Origin of the sequence: Parabacteroides johnsonii DSM 18315 (assembly GCF_025151045.1) — a bacterium.
Lineage (GTDB): Bacteria > Bacteroidota > Bacteroidia > Bacteroidales > Tannerellaceae > Parabacteroides > Parabacteroides johnsonii.
Window position 1 is genome coordinate 3,458,855 of record NZ_CP102285.1, and the last position, 21,771, is coordinate 3,480,625.

Consider the following 21,771-nt stretch of genomic DNA (forward strand, 5'->3'; position numbering starts at 1 on the left):
ACAAAAACAACGACTTAGGATCTTTTACTTCTTGTACTTTACCAGCATGATAACCGGGTTAGACTCTTCGTTCAATCTGCCTGCGATTTCCTTCAGTCGCCCTTTCAACTCGTTATTCTGATAGCCTTCAACCAGTTGATCTGCCGACAAGCTTTGAAATGAGGCGATCTCTCCACCTTCCGGATGCATAACCAATTCCACCCGTTTATCATTATCCGCATTAAACACAACAGGCTTGAATACGGCAGCCTCCTGTTTGTCGTACATCAAGTCCGAACTCGGGAATCCTCTTCCCTTTTCGAAGTTAAACACTTTTTCTATGGCTTGCATAAAATAATAACGGTCAGTAACAACACCCATGCTAAGCATAACGTCAGGTTCCGTAGTACTCTTTTTCACAAGGAACGGGGTCAACTTACCTTTTGCAGATGTATATCGATACACCGTATCGGAAGAGGTTTCAACCAACAACCAGTTTTCCCGATATGGAGTTATCGAGCGTACAGCAGAGACTGCAACCATATCTCCCTTTTGTACAAAAGGTGCTTTAACGATATCAAATGGGATTGGAATACCCCGGGTGACACTTCCGTCTTGTTTCGATATGAGCGCATGGTAAAATTTGTTCTCTCTTTTCTCGCCATCCTTATAATATAGAGACATATCATAACATATCAGGTTATCTTTGTCATAATCGTACACTTCCAAATATTCCGCCCCTTCCGCATGGTTGAAACTTCTCTTGAAGTTTCCCTGCAAGTCGTACACGAATATCTTTTTCATTGAAGCACTATTGACAAACATTTCCCCGTTATCTTCGTCCAAGACAATCCCGTTGATAAAAGCATATTCTTCGGCACCTTGCCCCATTCTATTAATTTTTCTTACTCCTTTACCGGTCTTCCTGTCAAACATATAAATATTACCGTCATTAATGCGGTTTGTCACGACTAAATAGTCACGCCCGATTGCCTTGACGCTCCCTTGCGTAATGAACTCGTCATTCGTCTCCAACGGGATGTATTCCACCTCCATAAAATCCTGGAGGGTCAGCTCCTTTTCCGGATAATCAGCTTTTACGTCAATAGTCACAAGGGATTCGGATATTTCGGATTGCTGGCACCCTACTATTCCTATTCCGGCTAAAACGGATAGGACAACCGCCCCTATTGCAGTTCTTCTTTTCATTGTACTAAATTCTTTATTTACTTATACATCCTTAATTCGTAGCAACCGAAACTCTCCGGTCTTCCAATATTTTGCCAAGATAAGGAATAATCTTCACCCCACCAATTCATACATTATTTAACAAACCATTCTTCTTTCTGTATAAAAGAACCGTAGCTTATTGTCATTCCAGACCTTATTGTATTGTTTTCCAAAATACCCATTGGTCCAAATCGAAACAGTAGCGCATAAAATTTGATTTTATACCCCATCTATTTCAAATTCCCCGCAAGGGTAATATTTTTTAACAAACATATTTTTCACTTGTCCACTGATAACCAAGCAGATAACATCTTACTCGTTTTTCAGGGGGGATATTGTATTTCCGCAGCACTTGTAAAGGCAGGAAAAGGGAAAATCCTTATCGTCGAGATTCTTAAGAACGAATAGTTAAGTCATAAAGAGATATATTTCCCGGCATTTCATTTGAAGAACGAAATATTATTTGTTACTTTGCTTCCAAGTTGTAAGCCTTAAAGGCCAAATCGATTAATAATGTAAACTACATAACAACATCATGGAAAGTAAGAAGTTTTTACTGCAGGAGAAAGATATTCCTACAGCCTGGTACAATATCGTAGCAGACATGGAGAATAAACCGCTTCCTCCGCTCAACCCCAAAACAAAGGAACCGCTCAAGCCTGAAGATCTCTATCCTCTATTTGCCAAAGGATTGGTAGACCAGGAAATGAACCAGACGGATGCCTGGATCGAAATCCCGGAAGAAGTTCGCGAGATGTATAAAATCTGGCGTCCGACTCCGTTGGTCCGCGCTTACGGACTTGAAAAAGCGCTCGATACACCGGCTCACATCTACTTCAAGAACGAAAGTGTCAGCCCTGTCGGATCTCATAAACTGAATTCCGCTATTCCACAAGCCTATTTCTGTAAAAAGGAGGGCGTAACCAATGTAACGACCGAAACAGGTGCCGGACAATGGGGAGCTTCCATGGCTATGGCGGCCAAACATTTCGGATTGGAACTGGCTGTCTATATGGTAAAGGTCAGCTACAACCAGAAACCCTACCGCCGTTCTATCATGCAGACGTTCGGAGCCGAAGTGATCGCCTCGCCCAGTATGAGTACACGTGCAGGCCGCGACATTATCACCAAGCACCCGAATTATCAGGGAAGCCTGGGAACGGCTATCTCCGAAGCGGTCGAGTTGGCTATGCAAACCCCCAACTGCAAATATGTATTGGGTAGCGTGCTGAACCATGTGATGCTCCACCAGACGGTTATCGGTCTGGAAGCAGAAAAACAGATGGAGATGGCGGGAGAATACCCGGACGTGGTTATCGCTTGTTTCGGTGGTGGTTCGAACTTCTCCGGTATCGCATTCCCATTCTTGCGTCATAAGCTGACACAAGGAAAAGATATCCGTATCATGGCAGCAGAACCGGCTTCCTGCCCGAAACTGACACGCGGACAATTCCAGTACGACTTCGGTGACGAAGCCGGCTATACGCCACTGCTTCCGATGTTCACCTTAGGTCACAACTTCGCCCCGGCCAATATACATGCAGGCGGTTTGCGTTATCACGGTGCAGGTTCTATCGTCAGCCAATTAAAGAAAGACGGCCTGATGGATGCTGTAGATATCCAACAGCTTGAAACATTCAATGCAGCCACGTTATTCGCCCGGAGCGAAGGTATCATACCGGCTCCCGAATCTTCCCACGCTATCGCTGCTGCCATTCGCGAAGCAGAACAGGCTAAGATCGAAGGCAAACCGCGTACGATCCTGTTCAACCTGTCCGGTCACGGCTTGATCGACATGGCCGCTTATGACCAGTATCTGGCAGGCGATCTGACAAACTACGAAGTCACAGACGCCGATGTAGAGAAGAATCTTTCGGAGATAGAAAAGATCATCAAGTAAGATAAAAGCCGACCAAATGAAAATGGCGCTAATAACAGGGACTCACGTCTTTTGTTATTAGCGCCATTTTCGGTTGTGTCTATGAAATATTCTAAAATAGGTATTATGAGAAAATGTCGTTATAACTTGTTGCCGGAGCAACCATATTCTGGACATTTAAGCTAAAATCTTTCTTCTTTTTATCCCACATTCCGTATGTGGTGTTGATTTCTCCTGTTTCTGCATCGTATGAATAAGTTGTCAGATAATAGGGAACCCACTCATCCTTACTTTTATTCCAGCGATATGCCTTCTTTTCTGACACTTTGCCGTTTTCATTGTAAGAAAATTCATATTTAACTTCTTTATTTAAAAGTCCATTGTCATTCAAGAAAATGACTTTTGAAATAACTTTACCATTCTCTTCCTTCGTATCATACATATACTCTCTGGGAGAGGCTGCGCTCATTGCAAGATTACACAAGAACATAACTGCAAGAACAAGAATGCTTTTACTTAAAACTGAAGTTTTCATATAATTATTACTTTAAGATTACTTTCAAATTGCGGTGCAAATGTAGATATCATTCCATAAATAACCAAACTTTTACTTACATATTGTCAGCAAATATAATCAATTTAACAATATTAAATATTTTATCCACCTTCACACGTCCCTAATCACTTACATATTGTAAGAAGATAATCATTTATGCTCAGGACATCACGTTTCATCTTCCTTAAATTCGAGTATATCCGCCGGTTGGCAATCGAGCTCCTTACAAATTGCCTCAAGAGTAGAAAAGCGTATAGCTTTGGCTTTACCCGTTTTTAAGATCGAAAGGTTTGCCGGGGTAATACCGATACGATCAGCCAAATCGCCCAAAGCGATCTTTCTTTTTGCCATCATCACATCCAAATTCACTATTATAGCCATATCTTACTCCTCTGATTATTCGTTAATTAAAACACCACCGGACGTATCATCCATATTTCTCGATACTTGCCAGGCCGGCACACCAAAACTCCTATTCAATCCATAAAGACAACCGGCTGACAGTAGTACACTCAGAACTACAAGCCCGATAAAAGGAAGCACTCCCATCAATTCATATACGGAACGGACATCCGGATAACAAATTGTAAGCAGAACGGGAATTCCATTCATAATCATAGTCGAAAGAATACATAAGCTCAAACTGCCGGAACGGTAATAAAGATATCCTAAAAGCAAGCCGAAAAGGAAGTACGGGATATTCTCGCCCGGATTGAGAGCTCCGTATATCAGAGCCGAAGCTAAAATGGCATATTTAGGAGCCAACCTTTCTTTCTCAAGTAGTAAACGTAGTATGGAACCACGAAACAAAAGTTCTTCGACAATCGGACTGGCTAAAAGGAACACGAGTCCGAACGAATGATGACTCATCTTTCGCAGGATACTTATCCCATTGCTCCACCGTTCATTGCTCCAATTCACCCAGTTACCCAAGCTATCCGCCAAAAAGAAAAAGGAAAAACTCAGTAAAATGGTCAAGAGTACCGCCTTCAAAGATCGGAGCGACCAAGTCTGCATATTGAACCGGACATATTTTTTAGAAAATATATACCATGCAAGGAAGAGAGTCCCCAAAGACAGGCCCGATATCATCCAATAGACATCCGTTCCCTCCTCTTCCTTTTCCGTCACAAAAAAGGGAAGCGACAGAAAAACACCCAAAAATACAAATCCGAGTTGGGCAAGCAACAATTTTACAATCTTATCCATATCCGCCTTACTTTAAACCGTCAGATCCTGTTCCTCTTTCAATTTAACCCCCAATGCAAATATTTCGGCAAAAAGGCCGAACAAGAGAGCTAAAAAGAACGTACTATATTCAAACTCAAAACCGGCAATCTGATAGCCGGGGAAAGAGACACTGCTATCTTTTAACAGCAGAAAATAGTCCACCCCTGTAAACATATTCCTCATAATCCCGACAAACAACAACATCCAGCAAATAACACGGAGTCTCTTGACATTCGGACGAATGAATATCTGCTGCCGTTGCACATCCCGGATAAAACGGAAGAAAGACAATCCCGCCCAAACAATCAGGAACAGAGAGACCGGTGCGGAAACAAATCCTATAATGCCCGAAAACAGCTCGTAGACCTTATCGGTCTTCATCCCCAAAGCGATATTTCCTATCTGATAAGGTATTTTCCGATTATCCGCCAGTTGCAACGTATCGGGCAAACTATATGCGACAGCAGGGTTCAATGCCACTTCCACACGATGGATCTTTCCTTCCGGCTTCTTATCCAAATCACGGCCGGCACTGTTCCATCCGTCTTTAAAGCCCTGAAAGCCGTCACCCAACACCACCATAGAAAGAAGCAGTATCAAAATACTCAATATCCTTATACTTTTCGATTTCATTTTCATATCCTCCATTAGACCGTCAGATCCTGTTCTTCTTTCATTCTCAGGCCAATCGCAAAAATCTCCGCGACCATTAAGACAAATATTGCTGCGATCACTCCTTGATAATCAAACGGATTTCCTTCAAAAGTCTCTGATGCCTGTTTTTCCACATAATTAATAGCAGAAGAAACCAAAGCGTGAATACCCAACAAATATCCGATCCACCTGAACAATGTGATATTCTGCCAGACAAAAACAAGTCCCTTATTTATTTTCGAGACAACTATAATCAAAAGTATGCCTGCTATCAACAATATATTCATATCTACGGCACGAATCATAGTCTTTATCAAAAAACTTCTCTGTGTAGCATCAGTATAAGCCGTACCTTTCCCCATTTCATAGCAAAGCTGTAAAGCATCTATATTATTTGATAAAAGAGCGACAATACAAAGCATCACCAATACAAAACATAAGGTATTCAAATTCCGTTTCATCTCAACTGATATTAAACTGTCAAATCTTGTTCTTCTTTCATCCGTATTCCGTAACGAAAAATTTCTGCAATGATAAGTAGAAATGTACCCATTGCACTCCAAACAGGAACATCCATAGGTATGATTTTCCAATCATGGGCTGTATCCAAAGCATCTCCTAATCCATGAAGCAAAGGCAAAAAGAGCAATGCAACTCCCATATAATAGAAAAGCATATAATTTATCTTCACAAAAAACTTCTGTTCATTGATATTACTAATGACCTTGCAAACACCATAAGCAATAAAGAGCAGAACTATCAATTCCAGCGAATAGAATAAAACTGCATGTATATGTTCGTCTACAACACTATGTTTCAATTGTATATAAGCCTCATTAAATGTGTTGGTTCCAAGCAGAACCAAAAAGAAAATAAACACTCCTGTTATTACTCCCAAACTTGTATTTTTAGATGTTTTGCTCATGGTTTGTGTCTTATTTATCATTATCAGATTCTTAAATTGTCAACTCTTGTTCTTCTTTCATCTGCAGACCGATTGCAAAAATACGGCCTACCAATAAAGCAATCAGGCCCATTATCAATGTCATCGGCTGAAAGTCACACCAGAAATTATGTTCATAACCTTCTAACTCGAATAATCGGGTTGCCTCCCAGTAATTCGTTATCATATAAGCCTGTGCCAGCATAAAAGAAATCAGCAGATTGCGCCCGATGCGATTCAAACGGCGTACATTCATCCAATCGAAGATCACCTCGTGATTAATCGCATTGATAAGCTTATAGAATTGTACGATCGCCTTTATTATAAAGAATATGCCGATCAGCACAAGGAAACTTGCATATCTTGTAATTACGGTATCTTTGGATTTCGCCCAGACTACTGTTTGGATATGTGAAGCCGGATACCATTCCTGATCTTTATGGTTGAATAGTTTATCCGAAGTGACAGCCAAAGATTTCGGCCATAGACTAAGAGTCATCGGAGTTAATATTTCCGCACTAATGTTTGTTGTTTCCTGTCCATGCACATCTTCCGCCTGCGACATTCCGACTTCAAAGCCGTCCATAAAAGCATTGCTCATCGAATAGATGCTCGGAACTAAAGACAAACCGACAAAGAAAAATATCAATACACAGATTAAATTCAATTGCTTTTTCATAATCTATAAAAAGGGCGGGCTTACCCCGCCCCTATATTCCATTATAAACCTTTTATATCAAACGGCATACGGGCAATAATACCGGATTCCGTTTCAGCCCGGCGGATCGTTGAGAACAGTTTGAATTGCTCTTCGCCCATTACCGATTTGGCGATGGAGACTTTTGCTTCATCCATCTGCTTCTCCATGAATTTGGTAAAGAAATCTTTCGGACCATCTGCTACTGTTACAGAATAATCAGTCAATTCCGCCAGAGTCGCAGCCTCTTTGATTGCATCATCCATACCCCCCAGCTGATCGACCAAGCCTCTCTCCAACGCCTGTTCACCAGTCCAAACACGTCCTTGTCCGATCGAATCGATCTCAGCCTTTGTCATACCGCGGCCATCTGCGCAACGGGTCAGGAATAAATCATACGTCTGTTCTACACCACGCTGGATCAGTGCCTTTTCATCTTCACGCATCGGACGGCTCATATCTCCCAAGTCAGCGAATGTATTTGTCTTTACGACATCCGTAGTTACACCTACCTTATCAAATGTTCCGGTAAAATTACGAACGACACCGAATACCCCGATTGAACCTGTCAGGGTCGTACGTTCAGCCACAATCTTGTTAGCAGCACAAGAAATGTAATAGCCACCGGAAGCAGCATAGTTACCCATCGAAACAACGATCGGCTTCTTAGCTTTCAGCTCGACCACTTCTTTCCATATCTGTTCGGAGATATAAGCGCTACCGCCCGGAGAGTTCACACGAAAGACTACGGCTTTTACATCATCGTCATCTTTCAGCTTGCGCAATTTATTTGCCATTTCTTCTGAAATCACCTGTTCGTCGGCACTGAAAGGAGAAGAAGAATCTTCGTCTCGGATTTCACCTTCCGCATACAGGACAGCGATCTTATTCTTGTTCTCTTTTTCTTTTACTTTGATAGAGACAATTTTGTCCACTCCTGCCGTTTTCAGCTTGCCTTTTACATCCTGTCCGGCCATTTCTTTCACACAGTTTTCCACTTCATAACGGTAACGAAGCCCGTCTGCCAATTTATAATCAATAGCATTGGAAGCCTGACCCATTGCAAGGCCTTCGTTCAAGTAGCGATTCAATTCGTCGGAAGATATATTACGGCTTTTCTCAATAGCGGTTGTCAAGTTTCCCCATACGCTGCCCAAGAAAGAAGTCAACTGTTCACGATTAGCATCACTAAACTTTTTCAGGAAAAACGGTTCTACGGCACTCTTATAAGTTCCGACCTTAAAAATATAATGTTCCACTCCGACTTTTTCAGCCAAACCGGTAAAGAATATGCCCTGTGATGCAAGTCCTACCAATGAGACACTCCCCTGTGGATTCAGAAAAACAGAGTCGGCCACACTACACAGGTAGTAAGAACCCTGCGTATAAAAATCACCGTATGACACGATAAACTTACCGCTATCCTTAAAGTCCACCAGTTCGCGGCGGATCGCTTCGATTCCTGCAAAGCCAGTAGAAAGCGAACCGGCTTCCAGATAAATACCTTTGATATTATCGTTTGCTTTTGCACGACGGATTGCTTTGATCACATCCGATACAGCCATTTGGTTACTACTTTCTCCCATTAGTTCCGAGAAAGGATTCTTCACTGTCTGATCGACCAAGACACCATCCAAAGACAACTTGAACACCGTATTCTTATCCGGTTTGTACTCAGAAGAACCGTCAGCACTGGCAGCTACTCCTATGATGAAAAAAATGGAACCCATTGTTACGATTCCCAAAGCAACCAACACGCCCAGCGTGGATGCAAATACTGTTTTGAAGAATTGTTTCATAATGTTTTATGTATTTGTTATTATATCGTAAACTCTTGCTCTTCTTTCAATCTCAATCCAATCGCAAAAACTTCCGCAGCCAAGAATGCTATTAAAGCATTTATCAGAGCGGGGAATTCAATCATTCCTTCACTTGTAATTTCATAACCGGATATTTCTACTACAGAGCGGACAAATGCCAGTTCCATATAATTGCCTATCGTATATATAACAGCAATCAACAACAGACATCCACCAATCCATCTCAAGCGTAACACGTTTGTTTTCGTAAATAGCAAAGCAGATTGTATCGCACCAATCAACCTCAAAAAAAGGACAATCACGGCTATTACAGCCGGAACCAAGAGTAATACCATTATAGCAATTGACACTTGGTAACCTACACTTTGATTATCTGGAATGCTTATTTGTATCTTTTGTATATCTGTTGGAATATAACTATTCGTTTTTATATTATAAATCGAATCAATTATCGCTGTACTCCCAAGCTTCTTCCTAATACAAATATCATGCCTGGACAAATCCGACAGATTGGACTGCCTTGGTAATTTCCCCGCCTTCTCATACCCTTCTTTATAAGCTGTAGAAATTTCCCCCCAGGAATAAAATAGAGTATATCCGGTATGGATACTCAAAGCCATAAGTATCAATAGGGCAAATATATTCAATCGTTTTTTCATACAAAATCTTTTGTTATTCGTTTTCCAAATAATATTTATCGTTTTTCGATATGCAAAAGAATATATTATTTTTGACTCCACCAAATATTTTTATCGTTTTTCGATAAAAATATCACGAAATGCAGAAAATATATATTGAAACATAGGTATTTCAATTGTAAAACCCGGGGGCACCTACGAAAAAAGACTTAATGCTCAACAATTTATTGTGAAGACTGTAAAATTGATTCACTGTCTGCCGGCTTGTACATATCTGCTACCGCATTATTGAATAAAGAAAAGTTCGATTCTAAGAACTGAGCCAAATTGCCTTCACCAAAGATAAAGTCGGCTCCAGAAGGTTCTATTTTAGTGACAATGGGGATGCTATTGTTGTCAAACAGCCTACTCATAAACCTTTTGCCTTTAGTCGAAAACCTTTTCGCCCTTGGTCAAAAGCCCTTTTGACACTGGTCAAAAACCTTTTTGACTAAAGGCGAAAAGTAAAGGAGTGGTAGTAATAGCTGTTAATACCTGTTTACTTATTGATTAATTAATATTGTAGCATCCTTGTTTTTGCTTAAATATATAGATGTGAAAACGGGGGCATAATCAACCCAAATCAGACTCTTCCTAAATACTCATCCACTGTATAATTCAAGAATTGGTTGAACGGATATAAAAGTTTGAAATCTTCAATAGCCTTATCCATCCAATCCGGTTCGAAAAAGAATTCATCCGGTTTATAGGAGACGACACTGAAATCTTTATGGCGTAGGATTTCGTCATATTTGAAATCGGAAGGATAGCCGGCAGGCATACGTTTCAGGACTTCGCCCTCCATCGTCGGATATGTCTTCTTGAAAGCCGGTTTTTCCATGATGGCGACAAAATCTTCTATATTTTCATAAATGTCTTTACGAAGCGCTTTCAATAAGGCCGGCGGCGGACACCAAACACCACCCGAAAGCAGGCAGCCACCCGGTTCAAGATGAATATAATAGCCTGCACGTTCGCTACCTCGTCCCCCACAGGAAGCCATATAGGCTGCAAAGTGAATCTTATACGGAGTCTTGTCCGGTGAAAAACGAATATCCCGGTAAATGCGGAACAGGCAATCTTTCGCCTCCAATCCCGCTATTTCCGGATCGAAGAGGGCGATCCGGTCAATCAGTTGTTGTACTTCGTCAATAAAGACCTTGCGAAGGAAATCGTAACGGCTTTTATTAGCCTGGAACCATTCCCGATTATTGTTCTGACGCAGTTCCGTCAGGAATTGTATTATTTCAACATTCATACCTTGATATATTATTTAAAACATAAATCCCAAATTCATATAAAACTGCAAATGCGAATTACGGTTGGACATACCGAACGTTGCACTCAAGGGACCGGCGATACTGTTATAAGCATATCCCAAACTACCTCCCCAAAGGCTTCTCCCCTCCAGCAGATGAAAAAAGTCGTCATTATGAATACCATAGTTACCGGTCAACGTGATATAATTGTTCCCCGCGATACGTTGCCGGAGCTGGAGATGGGCCACTACGACCGAATTATCCAGAATTTCCACATGATTGATTCCGGCAAAAGGCAATTGCTGAGACAAATAACGTCCGAACGTCTCCCCACCGATCGCGTTCAAGAACGGATAAGCCGTATTTCCTCCGATCAGGACACGCCCGTAAAACGCAGGCAACAAACTCAAACGTGAACTAATGGGACAAACCATCATAAACTTCAAGCCGATAGCCGAGAAAGGAGAGCGACCATTATACTTCACAAAATTATCCGTATAGAGCGAATAATCCGCTTCCAAAGAAACCCCTTTATTCGGGAAATACCGCCGGTCCAATGTTTCGAGGTGTGCCGATGCGAAATAACTGAAAAAGCCCTCCGGTTTCACCGCATACAATTCATCACTTCCTGTGTAAAGAAAGGAATTATAATTAAAATATTCATAACGCAGTCCAGCCTTCACTTTGAAGCTCAACCAGTTCATATCCGAATAAGCAAATTCGGCAAGATGGTGCGTATAGGTAGTGTTGAACCTTTTATCTCCCTTTTCATAAATGTCCAAATTATTATAGCTGAACTTATACGACAAATTGAAATTGCGCAGCGGAGAACGTTCTATCGAGTAATCCAGCATCGCAGAGGATATCTTACTCCCCACACGCCCGGTAAAAGCAAAACGGGAATGATTCCGTTTCCCCTTATGATAAGTAGCATTCACCAACACTCCGATAATTTCCTCCGAATCGAAACGTATACCCAAATTCACAGAACTTTCCGATTTAGGTTGCAAGGTCAGGACCAGATCCTGCTGGCTCTCTCCAGTCAACTTGTAGTTCACATAAGCATAGGCATTTGTCCCAACCAGGATAGACATGGATTTGCGCAGTTCTTTCAATGTAATATAGCTGTTCTCCTTCAGCGCACAGATACGATGCAACCAGTTTAGATCACGCGGATCAGCTCCGTCAAAACGGATATGACGGACATAGAAAGTATCGGCAGGCAAAACGGGACGATGTGCCAGACGCCGTGCCTGTATGGAAAAGGTATCAGTATCCGAAAGGCCGATCTTACGCTTCAAAGCCATGATTTCGTTCCAACGACAGCGAGCCTCGGCTTCCCCCCTGTGCAACATCGTATCGAGAGCGGCAGGAGCAAAACTGGAGGAACGGTAAGGTTCCATATCCGGACGAAACAGCAAATCAGTCCGGTCACGGTTCCGCGCATATTTGTCATAGCCATGCAAAGCGATGATCTGTGTTGCGATATCACCGGGAGAATGTAGACGGTCGTAAGTACGCAAATCGCTCGTTGCCAGATCCACACCGATAATGATATCCGCCCCCATAGCAAGTGCGACATCCACCGGATAGTTATTGTTCAACCCACCATCGACAAGCACCATACTATCCAGCCGGACAGGGGTAAACACTGCCGGAATCGCCATACTGGCACGCATGGCAAGCGGAAGGCTGCCTTTATGGAATATATAATCTTTTCCACTGACCATATCGACTGCCACACAGGCAAACGGAATCTGAAACAAATTGAAATCGACCGAATCGTGATAACCGATCGTCAAGTCCGAAAAGAGGTTTTGCAAGTTCTGGCCTTTTACAACCCCGTCAATCACCCTGTCTTTCTTCTCCAACCCGAAAGGTAAAGAGACTATATAGCGCTCCGCCTTCTCTTTTTCAGGGAAGAGAAGATGGCTACGTTTCACTTTGTCACTCAACAACATATCCCAATCTTGCGCCTCTACCATTTCCTCGATTTCGTCCGGGCTGTAACCGATCGCATACAAACCTCCGACAATCGCTCCCATACTGGTCCCAGCCACGATATCGATCGGTACACCGGCTTCCTCCAACACTTTCAATACCCCGATATGCGCCACACCTTTTGCTCCGCCACCGCCTAATACGACAGCGACTTTCTTGCGCTCCCCTGCCATCGCAGGCCAGGCAAACAAGCATATAAGCAAAAGAGACAGGTATTTCTTCACCATCACAATCCCTTTATTTAATTGTTATCCACGGATATATTCTTCTACGAACAGGCACTTATCAATCGTTATTACTTCGTAACGAATATCTCATTTGTAGCCAATGGCAAAGATATATTTTGTTATTGCCTCACGCAATAAAAGGATTGAAAAAACACAGCACACCGTCTACTTTCCAGTAAACAAAAGCTCGAACCAGATATATTCTTTCATACCAAAAGTTTTATGCCACTCTTTCGGCGGTAGCTTGGCATTCCGAACATTGCAATAACTCCCGCCCTGTTGTAATTGTCCGTCCACCATTACTTCGTATAAAGCTCCACTGGAATAGGAAGTAAGCGGAATCGTATCTGAAGAAGTAAAAGAGCGGTCGGAATAAGTTTCCAGTAAGATACTGTGTAGGACATCTTCCAATTCAGCCTCCTCGACAATCTGCATCGAACCGGCATCCAATGTAAAACGAGCCGTATGTTTGTGTACAGGTTCGACTACCATAGATATACGTAAAACCGTATCTTGTACAATGTAAGGCATCTTATTCAACACCTTATAGTTCACATTTCCATTCAGAGAATATGCCATTCGTAACTAATACGGCCGACCCTGAAAAGCACCGGTTATTTCCACGCACTGGTTACTTGAGGGAACATCCGTTTCCACGTAACCGATACGGACCGGAACCGATTGTTCCGGCGAGCAACCGACAACCAGCCCTATCAATAGTAACAATCCAGCAAAATGCATCATAGCTTATTTCATATAAACGACCATCAGTACCGGATTATCATCTTCAGTCAGTTTTTTCAATTGGGGATGTTCCAGAACAGCCGGATTCTTTTCTGCTTCTTTCATAAGATCACCTACTTCCCAGACAGAGACCAGAATATTCCGATCCAAAGAAGTTGCCGGGCGCAAAGGTAGCGCACCGGGAAAATCATTCTTTATATAACCACTGGGAACGGAAAAACATTCTTTCGTCTTTTTGTCATAAAGCACCATATGACGCTCCCGCTGTTTTTCTCCCGCCCAGTAATTATAAGGCATAAAAAGCAATGAATCGGTTTCTATCACTTGGTTGCGGATATATGGAGCAGCAACCGTATTGTAAGTCTTCCAGTCACCGTCGCAAGCTTCCATACGGCAGTCAATAGGGATGGAATATTTGCCTAAATCGAAGACATAACGGGGTTGGAGTTCTTTTTCCGTCACAACGAACAGGGTATCATTGTAGAACTCTTTGTAGCAAATCAAATCTTTATAACGGAACATATATCTGTCTATGCCACTCATCATCAGCCACCGAGTTCCACTTTTGACTTCAAACAGGTCTGAACGATAAAAGGTATTCAATATATTCCCTTTTTGACCGGAGATATAGATACGTTCTTTTTGCTGTCCGCTGCTATTCAACATGAAGGCTGCCACCAGGGTATCATTCAACATGGCAAATTGCGCCGTTTCCTTATCCGGTATCTTTATGTCATAAAGGAATTTTCCGGTTTCCATCTCATAGACATTAACTTTCCCGGAAGTCGTCAACATAAAGATCAATCCTGTATCCTCGTTCACATCTATCTGCTGGAAATAGTTAAATTGTCCAGGGCCACCACCCCTCGAACCGATGTTCCTGACAAACTTTCCATCCGCCGTATATTGATACAACCTCGTATTACTGGATACGAACCAATATTTACCAGTCTTTACCACCTTCCCTGAATTTATGAAATCGATCAGGCACTTATCATTCGTTTCCAACGGAACATACTGTACGGAATCGGCAATATCGCTCAGCTTAATCTCCCGCTCGACACCGACTCCCGCCTCGAACGGAACGGTTATCGGATATTCGGGGTCTGCCAGTTCAATCTCGGCAATCAGTTTCGGCTCTGCTTTCTTTCCTCCGCATACTGAAAGGAATAATACAATACAAAATAAGAGTAGATATTTATACATATCAATATTATTTGTTTTTTATTTCAATGTCACGATCTGTATCACCTGGTTATCCTCTTCTAAAAGTTCCTCCATCACTCTCTTTAGCGAGCCTCTAACGTTCTCGGGGTCTACCTTCTCTTGCAAAACCGGTGCAGGAACGACACCTACTAACTTTCCATTTCTGAGAAAATTAGGCAGCACCGGAGAGCCACCTTCCAGATCATCCGTGAAACCATCCTTATCCGCTTGTAAAGAACGAACACGGCAAACCTTCCCGTTTTGCTTGTCATACCAAGCAAAACGTCGCTCGTCCTCCTGGATATAATAGATTCCCATATTGTGATCCAGTTCAAATATATCCTGAAAATAGATTTTCTTTTTTGCTATCTCATTCGGCTGATAACCGCCCACTTGTTTTTCTCTATCAATAACCAATTTCCCATCTTCTTCATGATTCAACTTTTCCAAATCATGCAAATCAAGTTTATAAACAGGTTTCCGTTTCTTCTTTTCGATCCGGTTGATTTCCTGTTCAAGCGGATTTTTATAATAAATGGCATTCTGATAGGTATAAATCACAGGCAACGTAAAATTTATCCCCGGATAGCGGACACCCTCTTTCGGACGAAAGCGGAAATTATACAGTTCTTTGCCGTCCCCATCATAGACAACCATCTCTTTTCCTCTCTTTTGTTTATCGTAAAGGAAATCATTATAAATGGCATAAAAGCATCCGTCATTTTGCAATCGGACATACTCTCTTCCCTCCATGTTTATATCATGCAAAAACTTACCATCAAAAGAATAAACATGCAACTTCAGTTGTCTCGGATCAGAAAGATAAATCTCTTTCAAACGCTCATTATATGTCACTCCCAAGATACTTTCCGTATATTCGCCAGGTCCTTGCCCCGCTCTACCGATCTGTCGGACAAATTTCCCTTCAAGAGTAAACTGGAACAACTTTTTATAATCGCACACGAACAAATAGCCTCCGGCAATAGTAACGTCCAAGATATCCTGTTCCAATAAAGACTCGGCAGTTGTTTCCAGCGGAATATATTTGATTGCAGAAGCCACCTCACTCAACTTGATTTCTTTTTTATCCGCAATCCCTTTGGCAAAAGGGATTATGGCCTGCGCCTGCAATAAAACAGGGAAAGAGACCGAAAACAGCAGTAGACTAATAAAGAAAGAATGTTTCACAATTTACATCGATTATATTGTTCAGATATTCTACCTATTCCAAGCCGGCGTCTTTCAACATTTTCCGTGCTTTCTCTTTTTCTTCCTTGCTCAGGGCGAGCGTATCGAGTTTAGCACCGCTTTTACGCAATTCCTTTTCTTTTTCCCTGGCTTTTTTAATATGTTCTTGCATCTTCTCGCGCCTCAAACGTTCATCTTCCGGCATTTGTGGTAACTGGGCGACCAAGGCACGCAGATCAGCGACAGCCAACTTCGTCTTCTTCCCATCGGGAGCCAACATCGTCACTTCGTCGGCATTCCGGAAAAAGGCATCTTCACAAACCGCTTCCAAGAAAGGGCGGTAATTATAAAGATACTTTTGCGACTTGTCTGTCTTCATATAGGCCGTCAGATAAGTGTATCTACTGAAAATCGTCTTTTGCAATTTTTCCTCCTGCTGGAAGAGTCCCGGATCGACATCCCAGTATTGTGTGCTGATCTTATACAGGAAGTGCAACTGGCTAGGGTCTTCCTTCCATGCGGCATAATACAGCTTTTCCGCTTCAGGCCAACGGCCGTCCCTTTCCAAGGCATCACCTCGGAAGGTCGTCAACATATTGACGAGGAATTTTTTCGGCTGCATATTCGTTTCCGCCAGATCGAAAAGTTCGTAAGCCCGTTTACGATCGTATGTTTTTCCCAGGGAAGCACCATATAACATGGCAGTTTCCACATCCGTCGAATCTATTTCAAAGGCTTTCTCCAACAGTTCGACCCCATCAAGCGCATGACCGGACATATAGCGGGCCGCCCCTGCATATTTAAGATTCAAGAAAGAAGAATCGCCATCGGCCAACAGACTGGTATAGATCGTATCAGCCTGCTTATAATCTTTCGTCATATAGAGAGCCATCCCTTTACTCTGCCGTATCTGGCTATTATCCGGATTATAAAACAAGGCGGTATCGCACACCTGCAAAGCACCCTTCCCGTCTCCCATCCGTAATAACGTGTTTATCAGAGAAGAAGCTACACGCACATTTTCCGGGTTCAGCTCCAGAGCACGGGCATACAGAGAAAGGGCAATCATCGTATTAGGGCCGGTCCCTCTTTTGATATGACAATCAGCCAGACCGGTCAGGATAGAAGGATTTTCACCTTCGATGGAAGCAAGTATATGATAATGTTCCGTAGCTTTACCATAATCACCCAACTGATAATAGAGACGTGCCAACTGATAGTTCGCATAGAAATTCATGCTGTCGGCCTCCAATACTTTATGATAGCATTGTTTAGCTTCCGCTATCCTTCCGAAATTGATCGCATTCCTGGCAACGGCATTCAACGCATCCACATTGTTCGTATCCATCTTCAGGCAATAGGAAAAGCACAGATAGGCATCCTTATAGCGCAATAGCCCCTCATAGGCTTGCCCGATTGCCGACATCGTGGCATAATCGGCTGAATCGGCGGGAGTAAGACTGTCCGCACGCGCTACAACTTCCTGAAATTGTTTCCTGTTGACCAATTCCTGAAGATTAAAACTCTGCGCCTGCCCCCAAAGGGACAGTACGCAAAGAAACAGTAATAGAGAAAACTTACATTTCATAATGGTATCGTATTAATGACCTATTCCGGTCGATTACTGCAAACGGAAAGTAACCGGAACCGTATATTTTACAGCTACAGCCATATTGTTTTGTACGCCAGGATTCCACTTCGGCATTTCCCGAATCACGCGGACAGCCTCCCTGTCCAGCGAAGGATCGATTCCACGGATCACTTCAATATCTTTCAAACTTCCATCCGTGTCGACAACGAAAGAGCAAGAGACACGACCTTGTATTCCATTCTCCTGGGCAATAGTCGGATATTTTATGCGTGTTGCCAGATATTTCAACAACGAGGTCTGTCCACCCGGAAATTCCGGCATATGCTGCACGACCGTAAAGACACGGCCGGACGTATCGACTTCTTTAATCAGCCTCTGCGCAATACGCGAAGATGTTTTTTTCTTTCCACCGGAAAGCCGGAAAGTTACCGGTACCGTATATTTCACATTAACCGCTTCGCCCCGCTGTTTTCCCGGCGACCATACCGGCATGGAGTTTATCACGCGCAAAGCCTCCTCATTCAGTTCCGGGCTTACCCCACGGATCACTTCCGCCTCCGAGATAGCCCCGTCTTTTCCAACCACGAAAGAACAGCTAACCCGTCCCTCTATGCCATTTTTAACGGCCGATTCCGGATATCTGACATTCGTTGCCAGGAATTTCAGCAGAGCACCCTGTCCGCCCGGAAATTCCGGCATTACCTCCACAACGGTAAAGATCTGGTTACGGGCACGTTTGACAGCCTCGATCCCTTCCTCAGATAACACATACTCCTCACGCTTTTCAGCGGGGGAAGCATCACCGGCAAAAGGAAATGGCAAGATAGCCTCCGGCAGCAGGACATCGGCAAATGTACTTTCCGCCAATTCGTCTGTGATCCGGGCCGAAGCATCGACATTGCTCAAAATCAGCAAGACACCCACAACCGGTATAAAAATCAGGTACTTCGTCTTCCCGATACTCCGGGAACGTTTCTTATTCATCATGCTGATCCGGTTTTTCAGATGCAGCATATTAAAGTTATTGGATAAAGAGGTCGCCGATCTATTGGTATGTGCCAACCCCAAAAGGTGGTACTGGTAGCTACGGCTGTCATAGCCCGATTCAAGTACCGTATCGTCCGCCAGATATTCCAGGTTATGACGCACTTCCCTTTTCAACAGCCAAACAAACGGATTCACCCAACAGATGATACAAACCAATTCGCAAATAATCACGTCGATCGAATGCCACTGGTTGACATGCGTACACTCGTGTGTCAAAATCTCATCGATCTCTTTCTCGGAATGGCTGTCGGGATGCAGGAATACCAGCCGGAAAAAAGAAAAAGGACCGGCCGGTTTACTCAATAGATGTACACGAACATTACGGATCAAGGCCACTTCCGACCGCCGTGCCAGCAACAAGATGCTGCTCAACTGTACTAAAAAGCGGAGCAACAAGGCAATTACACCGCCCCAGTAAAGATAAGAAACACCGGAAAGCAACAGATCATGCCAGTTGGTTTCAGGAACATTATCGGGGGTTATCGTCGTTTCGGGTAAAATAGCCGAATACATTTGTATGACTTCCACCATCGGCTCCTGCTCCCGGACCCAATCCTGAATATTCATCAGCGGATAAAGCAATGACACTCCAAAGAATGCCAACAAGATGGTACGGCGCAATTTGAAGAAGGTGTCCTTGTAAAAGAACAGCCGGTAGAAGGCATAAAGGAGTATAAAAGCTACATTTACCTTCAAGAAGTAGGCAAATTCCGGTGTCATGGCATTATGTATTTAACGGTTTATTCTCGTCCTTTTTCAATCATGTCGATAATCTCTTTCAACTCATCAGTCGAAATCTTCTGTTCCTTAGCAAAGAAGGAGACCATTTCCTTGTAAGAGTTCTCGAAATAGTTGTTCACCACACTTCCCATAAACGTCCGTTTATATTCTTCCTGTGGGATCAACGGCCTGTATTCGTAAGTATTTCCGTAACGTTTCGCTTTCACGTACTTCTTACGTTCCAGATTCTTCACAATAGAAGCGAGTGTCGTATAAGGAGGCTTAGGCTCTTCATACTTCGCCAGGATGTCTTTGATAAAACACGGCTCGATCTGCCAGATCCAGCGCATCACATCCTCTTCCTGTCTTGTTAATCTTTCCATTTTCTATATTATTTTTACGATCGTATCGCAAATCTACGAATTTGTCGTAAATACACAAGGGATAATACGTTAATTTGTATTAATGATTCGGTATCTATTTCCTGCATCCTCCGGAAAAAGGAATTTATCTGTAATCAGCCACACCAAAAACTCTCCCCCTGCCCTATATTTCTTGTCTCACCCTGCTATTATTCTATAATCAGTGACAGTGATTATAAAATCAGTGCCGGCAATTATATAATCAGTGCCAGCGATTATATAATCACAACCGACAATTAAAGAATAGCATAGGGGTAAAATGGTTTTATATGTGACAAAGGGATATTTTTTGAAGCAGGGATGTACTTTTTCCAGTGAAGGAAAGGCATGTAAGTATTAAAATTAACAGTTTTTGAATGTAATCTGTATAGTTTAAAAACAACCAACATTTCTTAGCAAAACGGCCATTAAGCATTAACATACATTACAAACAAAAAGCTTGACAAACAAGCTTGGAGAGTATATCTTTGTATTGTGGTTTTTTCATAATAGTATTAGATTTAAGGTTAACAAAGTTGGTTAGGGGTTGTCGGGATGACAATCCTTAATTTTTTATATACCTACCTCTTCCCTTGATTTCTTATTTCCGGTCATATTTTCATGTTTTTGTAGCGCATTTTGTAGTATGGCACTGGTAAAAAAGTCTTACTTTTAAGCCTTGTAATCGATAAGTAATCTATGTAAATACGAATATCATGAAAATACTATCTTTTATTTTAGTGGTCCTTTTAGGAGGTTTTATGCCTGCCGGGAATCTTTCGGCTGCGGACAAAAAACAAAATCCTCATCATATTACTGTAAAAAACAGCCGGGATCTGCATGCCTATTTCCGATATGCTCCCGACCGTCCGATTGTAATCAGTGGACATCGTGGCGGAATGCTGGACGGCTATCCGGAGAACTGCATCGAATCATTCGAAAAGACCCTGTCCTATATGGAGTCGTTTTTCGAGATAGATCCACGTTTGACAAAAGACGGAGTGATCGTACTGATGCATGACGAAACCATCGACCGGACAACTACCGGAAAAGGAAAGGTTTCGGATTACACATATGCAGAACTGCAACAATTCAATCTGGTAGACCGGAATGGCAACGTGACGGCTTTTAAGATTCCAACTTTAAAAGAATGCCTGGAATGGAGCAAGGGCAAAACAATCCTGAATTTGGATATCAAGGATGTACCTTTGGAAGTCATGGCTGATTTTATAGAAAAGGAAAAACCTGTCAACGTCATGTACACAGTACATAACGCCGGTCAGGCCCGCTACTATCTCGACCGAGAACCGGATGCGATGTTTTCCTGCTGGTGTAAGAACCGGGAAGAATTCGATAAATATGAGAAAGCCGGCATTCCCTGGAGACAGGTGATGGTTTATGTCGGCCCGAAGATGAAGCCCGAACAGCAAGCGTTGTATGATGCCCTACACCGAAATGGAGTCATGTGCATGATTTCCGTTGCTCCGACACACGACCGTGCGAAAACGGAAGCCGAGAAAATCGCCGGTTATCAGTCGGAGATCGGCACTTGTCCCGATGTGATAGAAACGGACTATCCATACCTGTTCCAAGGGCTTGATTTAACAAAATAGTACGGCTTAAAAGACTCTTTATAGCCGATTAAAATCTTTTTGCTATTTACACCTATCCAGTTAACAAGTATTAGCGGTAAAATGCTTGACAAATGCTCTTGACAAGTGT

General features: G+C 42.7%; 21 protein-coding genes. 2 read left to right on the forward strand and 19 right to left on the reverse strand.

Going from position 1 to position 21,771, the window contains the following annotated elements; all coding sequences use genetic code 11:
• Positions 1–24: 24 nt before the first annotated feature.
• The gene (locus NQ564_RS14445; protein WP_008146335.1) at positions 25–1,188 is read right to left on the reverse strand and encodes a 6-bladed beta-propeller; all 1,164 of its coding nucleotides are present in this window, start codon (positions 1,186–1,188) and stop codon (positions 25–27) included.
• Positions 1,189–1,744: 556 nt separating this feature from the next.
• On the opposite strand from NQ564_RS14445, the gene NQ564_RS14450 reads away from it, so the two are divergent.
• Positions 1,745–3,109 (forward strand): TrpB-like pyridoxal phosphate-dependent enzyme, encoded by a 1,365-nt coding sequence (locus NQ564_RS14450; protein WP_008146340.1) that lies wholly within the window; start codon positions 1,745–1,747, stop codon positions 3,107–3,109.
• Between the two features lie 103 nt (positions 3,110–3,212).
• Here the strand turns inward: NQ564_RS14450 and NQ564_RS14455 are convergent, their stop codons facing one another.
• The 18 genes from NQ564_RS14455 to NQ564_RS14540 all read right to left on the reverse strand — a co-directional run bounded on the left by NQ564_RS14455 (position 3,213) and on the right by NQ564_RS14540 (position 20,031).
• The gene (locus NQ564_RS14455) at positions 3,213–3,623 is read right to left on the reverse strand and encodes a DUF3836 domain-containing protein (protein WP_008146341.1); all 411 of its coding nucleotides are present in this window, start codon (positions 3,621–3,623) and stop codon (positions 3,213–3,215) included.
• Positions 3,624–3,812: 189 nt separating this feature from the next.
• Positions 3,813–4,025, reverse strand: coding sequence for a helix-turn-helix domain-containing protein (locus tag NQ564_RS14460; protein ID WP_008146342.1), 213 nt, complete (start codon positions 4,023–4,025; stop codon positions 3,813–3,815).
• Between the two features lie 15 nt (positions 4,026–4,040).
• Positions 4,041–4,853, reverse strand: coding sequence for a CPBP family glutamic-type intramembrane protease (locus NQ564_RS14465; protein WP_008146343.1), 813 nt, complete (start codon positions 4,851–4,853; stop codon positions 4,041–4,043).
• 12 nt (positions 4,854–4,865) lie between these two features.
• Positions 4,866–5,507 (reverse strand): DUF2975 domain-containing protein, encoded by a 642-nt coding sequence (locus tag NQ564_RS14470; protein WP_129650202.1) that lies wholly within the window; start codon positions 5,505–5,507, stop codon positions 4,866–4,868.
• A 14-nt stretch (positions 5,508–5,521) separates the two neighbouring features.
• Positions 5,522–5,989 carry a DUF2975 domain-containing protein gene (locus NQ564_RS14475; RefSeq protein ID WP_039847988.1) on the reverse strand — a complete coding sequence of 156 codons (468 nt, stop codon included), beginning with the start codon at positions 5,987–5,989 and terminating at the stop codon, positions 5,522–5,524.
• Between the two features lie 11 nt (positions 5,990–6,000).
• A complete protein-coding gene (locus tag NQ564_RS14480) occupies positions 6,001–6,453 on the reverse strand; it encodes a DUF2975 domain-containing protein (protein ID WP_129650204.1) in 453 nt (150 codons plus the stop codon).
• 31 nt (positions 6,454–6,484) lie between these two features.
• Positions 6,485–7,150, reverse strand: coding sequence for a DUF2975 domain-containing protein (locus NQ564_RS14485; protein ID WP_008146347.1), 666 nt, complete (start codon positions 7,148–7,150; stop codon positions 6,485–6,487).
• Between the two features lie 41 nt (positions 7,151–7,191).
• Entirely contained in the window at positions 7,192–8,967 is a 1,776-nt protein-coding gene (gene sppA, locus NQ564_RS14490; protein ID WP_008156378.1) for a signal peptide peptidase SppA, read from the reverse strand.
• A gap of 20 nt (positions 8,968–8,987) precedes the next feature.
• Positions 8,988–9,647, reverse strand: coding sequence for a DUF2975 domain-containing protein (locus NQ564_RS14495; RefSeq protein WP_008146350.1), 660 nt, complete (start codon positions 9,645–9,647; stop codon positions 8,988–8,990).
• Positions 9,648–10,248: 601 nt separating this feature from the next.
• On the reverse strand, positions 10,249–10,923 hold the full coding sequence (locus NQ564_RS14500; RefSeq protein ID WP_008146356.1) for a DUF2461 domain-containing protein: 675 nt from the start codon (positions 10,921–10,923) through the stop codon (positions 10,249–10,251).
• A 15-nt stretch (positions 10,924–10,938) separates the two neighbouring features.
• A complete protein-coding gene (locus NQ564_RS14505; protein WP_008146358.1) occupies positions 10,939–13,152 on the reverse strand; it encodes a patatin-like phospholipase family protein in 2,214 nt (737 codons plus the stop codon).
• Between the two features lie 165 nt (positions 13,153–13,317).
• Positions 13,318–13,731 (reverse strand): hypothetical protein, encoded by a 414-nt coding sequence (locus tag NQ564_RS14510; RefSeq protein ID WP_008146360.1) that lies wholly within the window; start codon positions 13,729–13,731, stop codon positions 13,318–13,320.
• A 6-nt stretch (positions 13,732–13,737) separates the two neighbouring features.
• Positions 13,738–13,896, reverse strand: coding sequence for a hypothetical protein (locus tag NQ564_RS14515; RefSeq protein ID WP_008146361.1), 159 nt, complete (start codon positions 13,894–13,896; stop codon positions 13,738–13,740).
• Positions 13,897–13,899: 3 nt separating this feature from the next.
• On the reverse strand, positions 13,900–15,102 hold the full coding sequence (locus tag NQ564_RS14520; protein ID WP_008146363.1) for a 6-bladed beta-propeller: 1,203 nt from the start codon (positions 15,100–15,102) through the stop codon (positions 13,900–13,902).
• An 18-nt stretch (positions 15,103–15,120) separates the two neighbouring features.
• Entirely contained in the window at positions 15,121–16,290 is a 1,170-nt protein-coding gene (locus NQ564_RS14525; RefSeq protein ID WP_008146365.1) for a 6-bladed beta-propeller, read from the reverse strand.
• A 34-nt stretch (positions 16,291–16,324) separates the two neighbouring features.
• Positions 16,325–17,878, reverse strand: a complete 1,554-nt coding sequence (locus NQ564_RS14530; RefSeq protein ID WP_008146366.1) for a tetratricopeptide repeat protein — start codon at positions 17,876–17,878, stop codon at positions 16,325–16,327.
• Between the two features lie 33 nt (positions 17,879–17,911).
• The gene (locus NQ564_RS14535; protein WP_008146368.1) at positions 17,912–19,648 is read right to left on the reverse strand and encodes a M56 family metallopeptidase; all 1,737 of its coding nucleotides are present in this window, start codon (positions 19,646–19,648) and stop codon (positions 17,912–17,914) included.
• 20 nt (positions 19,649–19,668) lie between these two features.
• Positions 19,669–20,031, reverse strand: coding sequence for a BlaI/MecI/CopY family transcriptional regulator (locus tag NQ564_RS14540; protein WP_005633254.1), 363 nt, complete (start codon positions 20,029–20,031; stop codon positions 19,669–19,671).
• 734 nt (positions 20,032–20,765) lie between these two features.
• Here NQ564_RS14540 and NQ564_RS14545 point away from each other — a divergent pair.
• Positions 20,766–21,662, forward strand: a complete 897-nt coding sequence (locus NQ564_RS14545; RefSeq protein ID WP_008146370.1) for a glycerophosphodiester phosphodiesterase family protein — start codon at positions 20,766–20,768, stop codon at positions 21,660–21,662.
• Positions 21,663–21,771 lie beyond the last annotated feature (109 nt).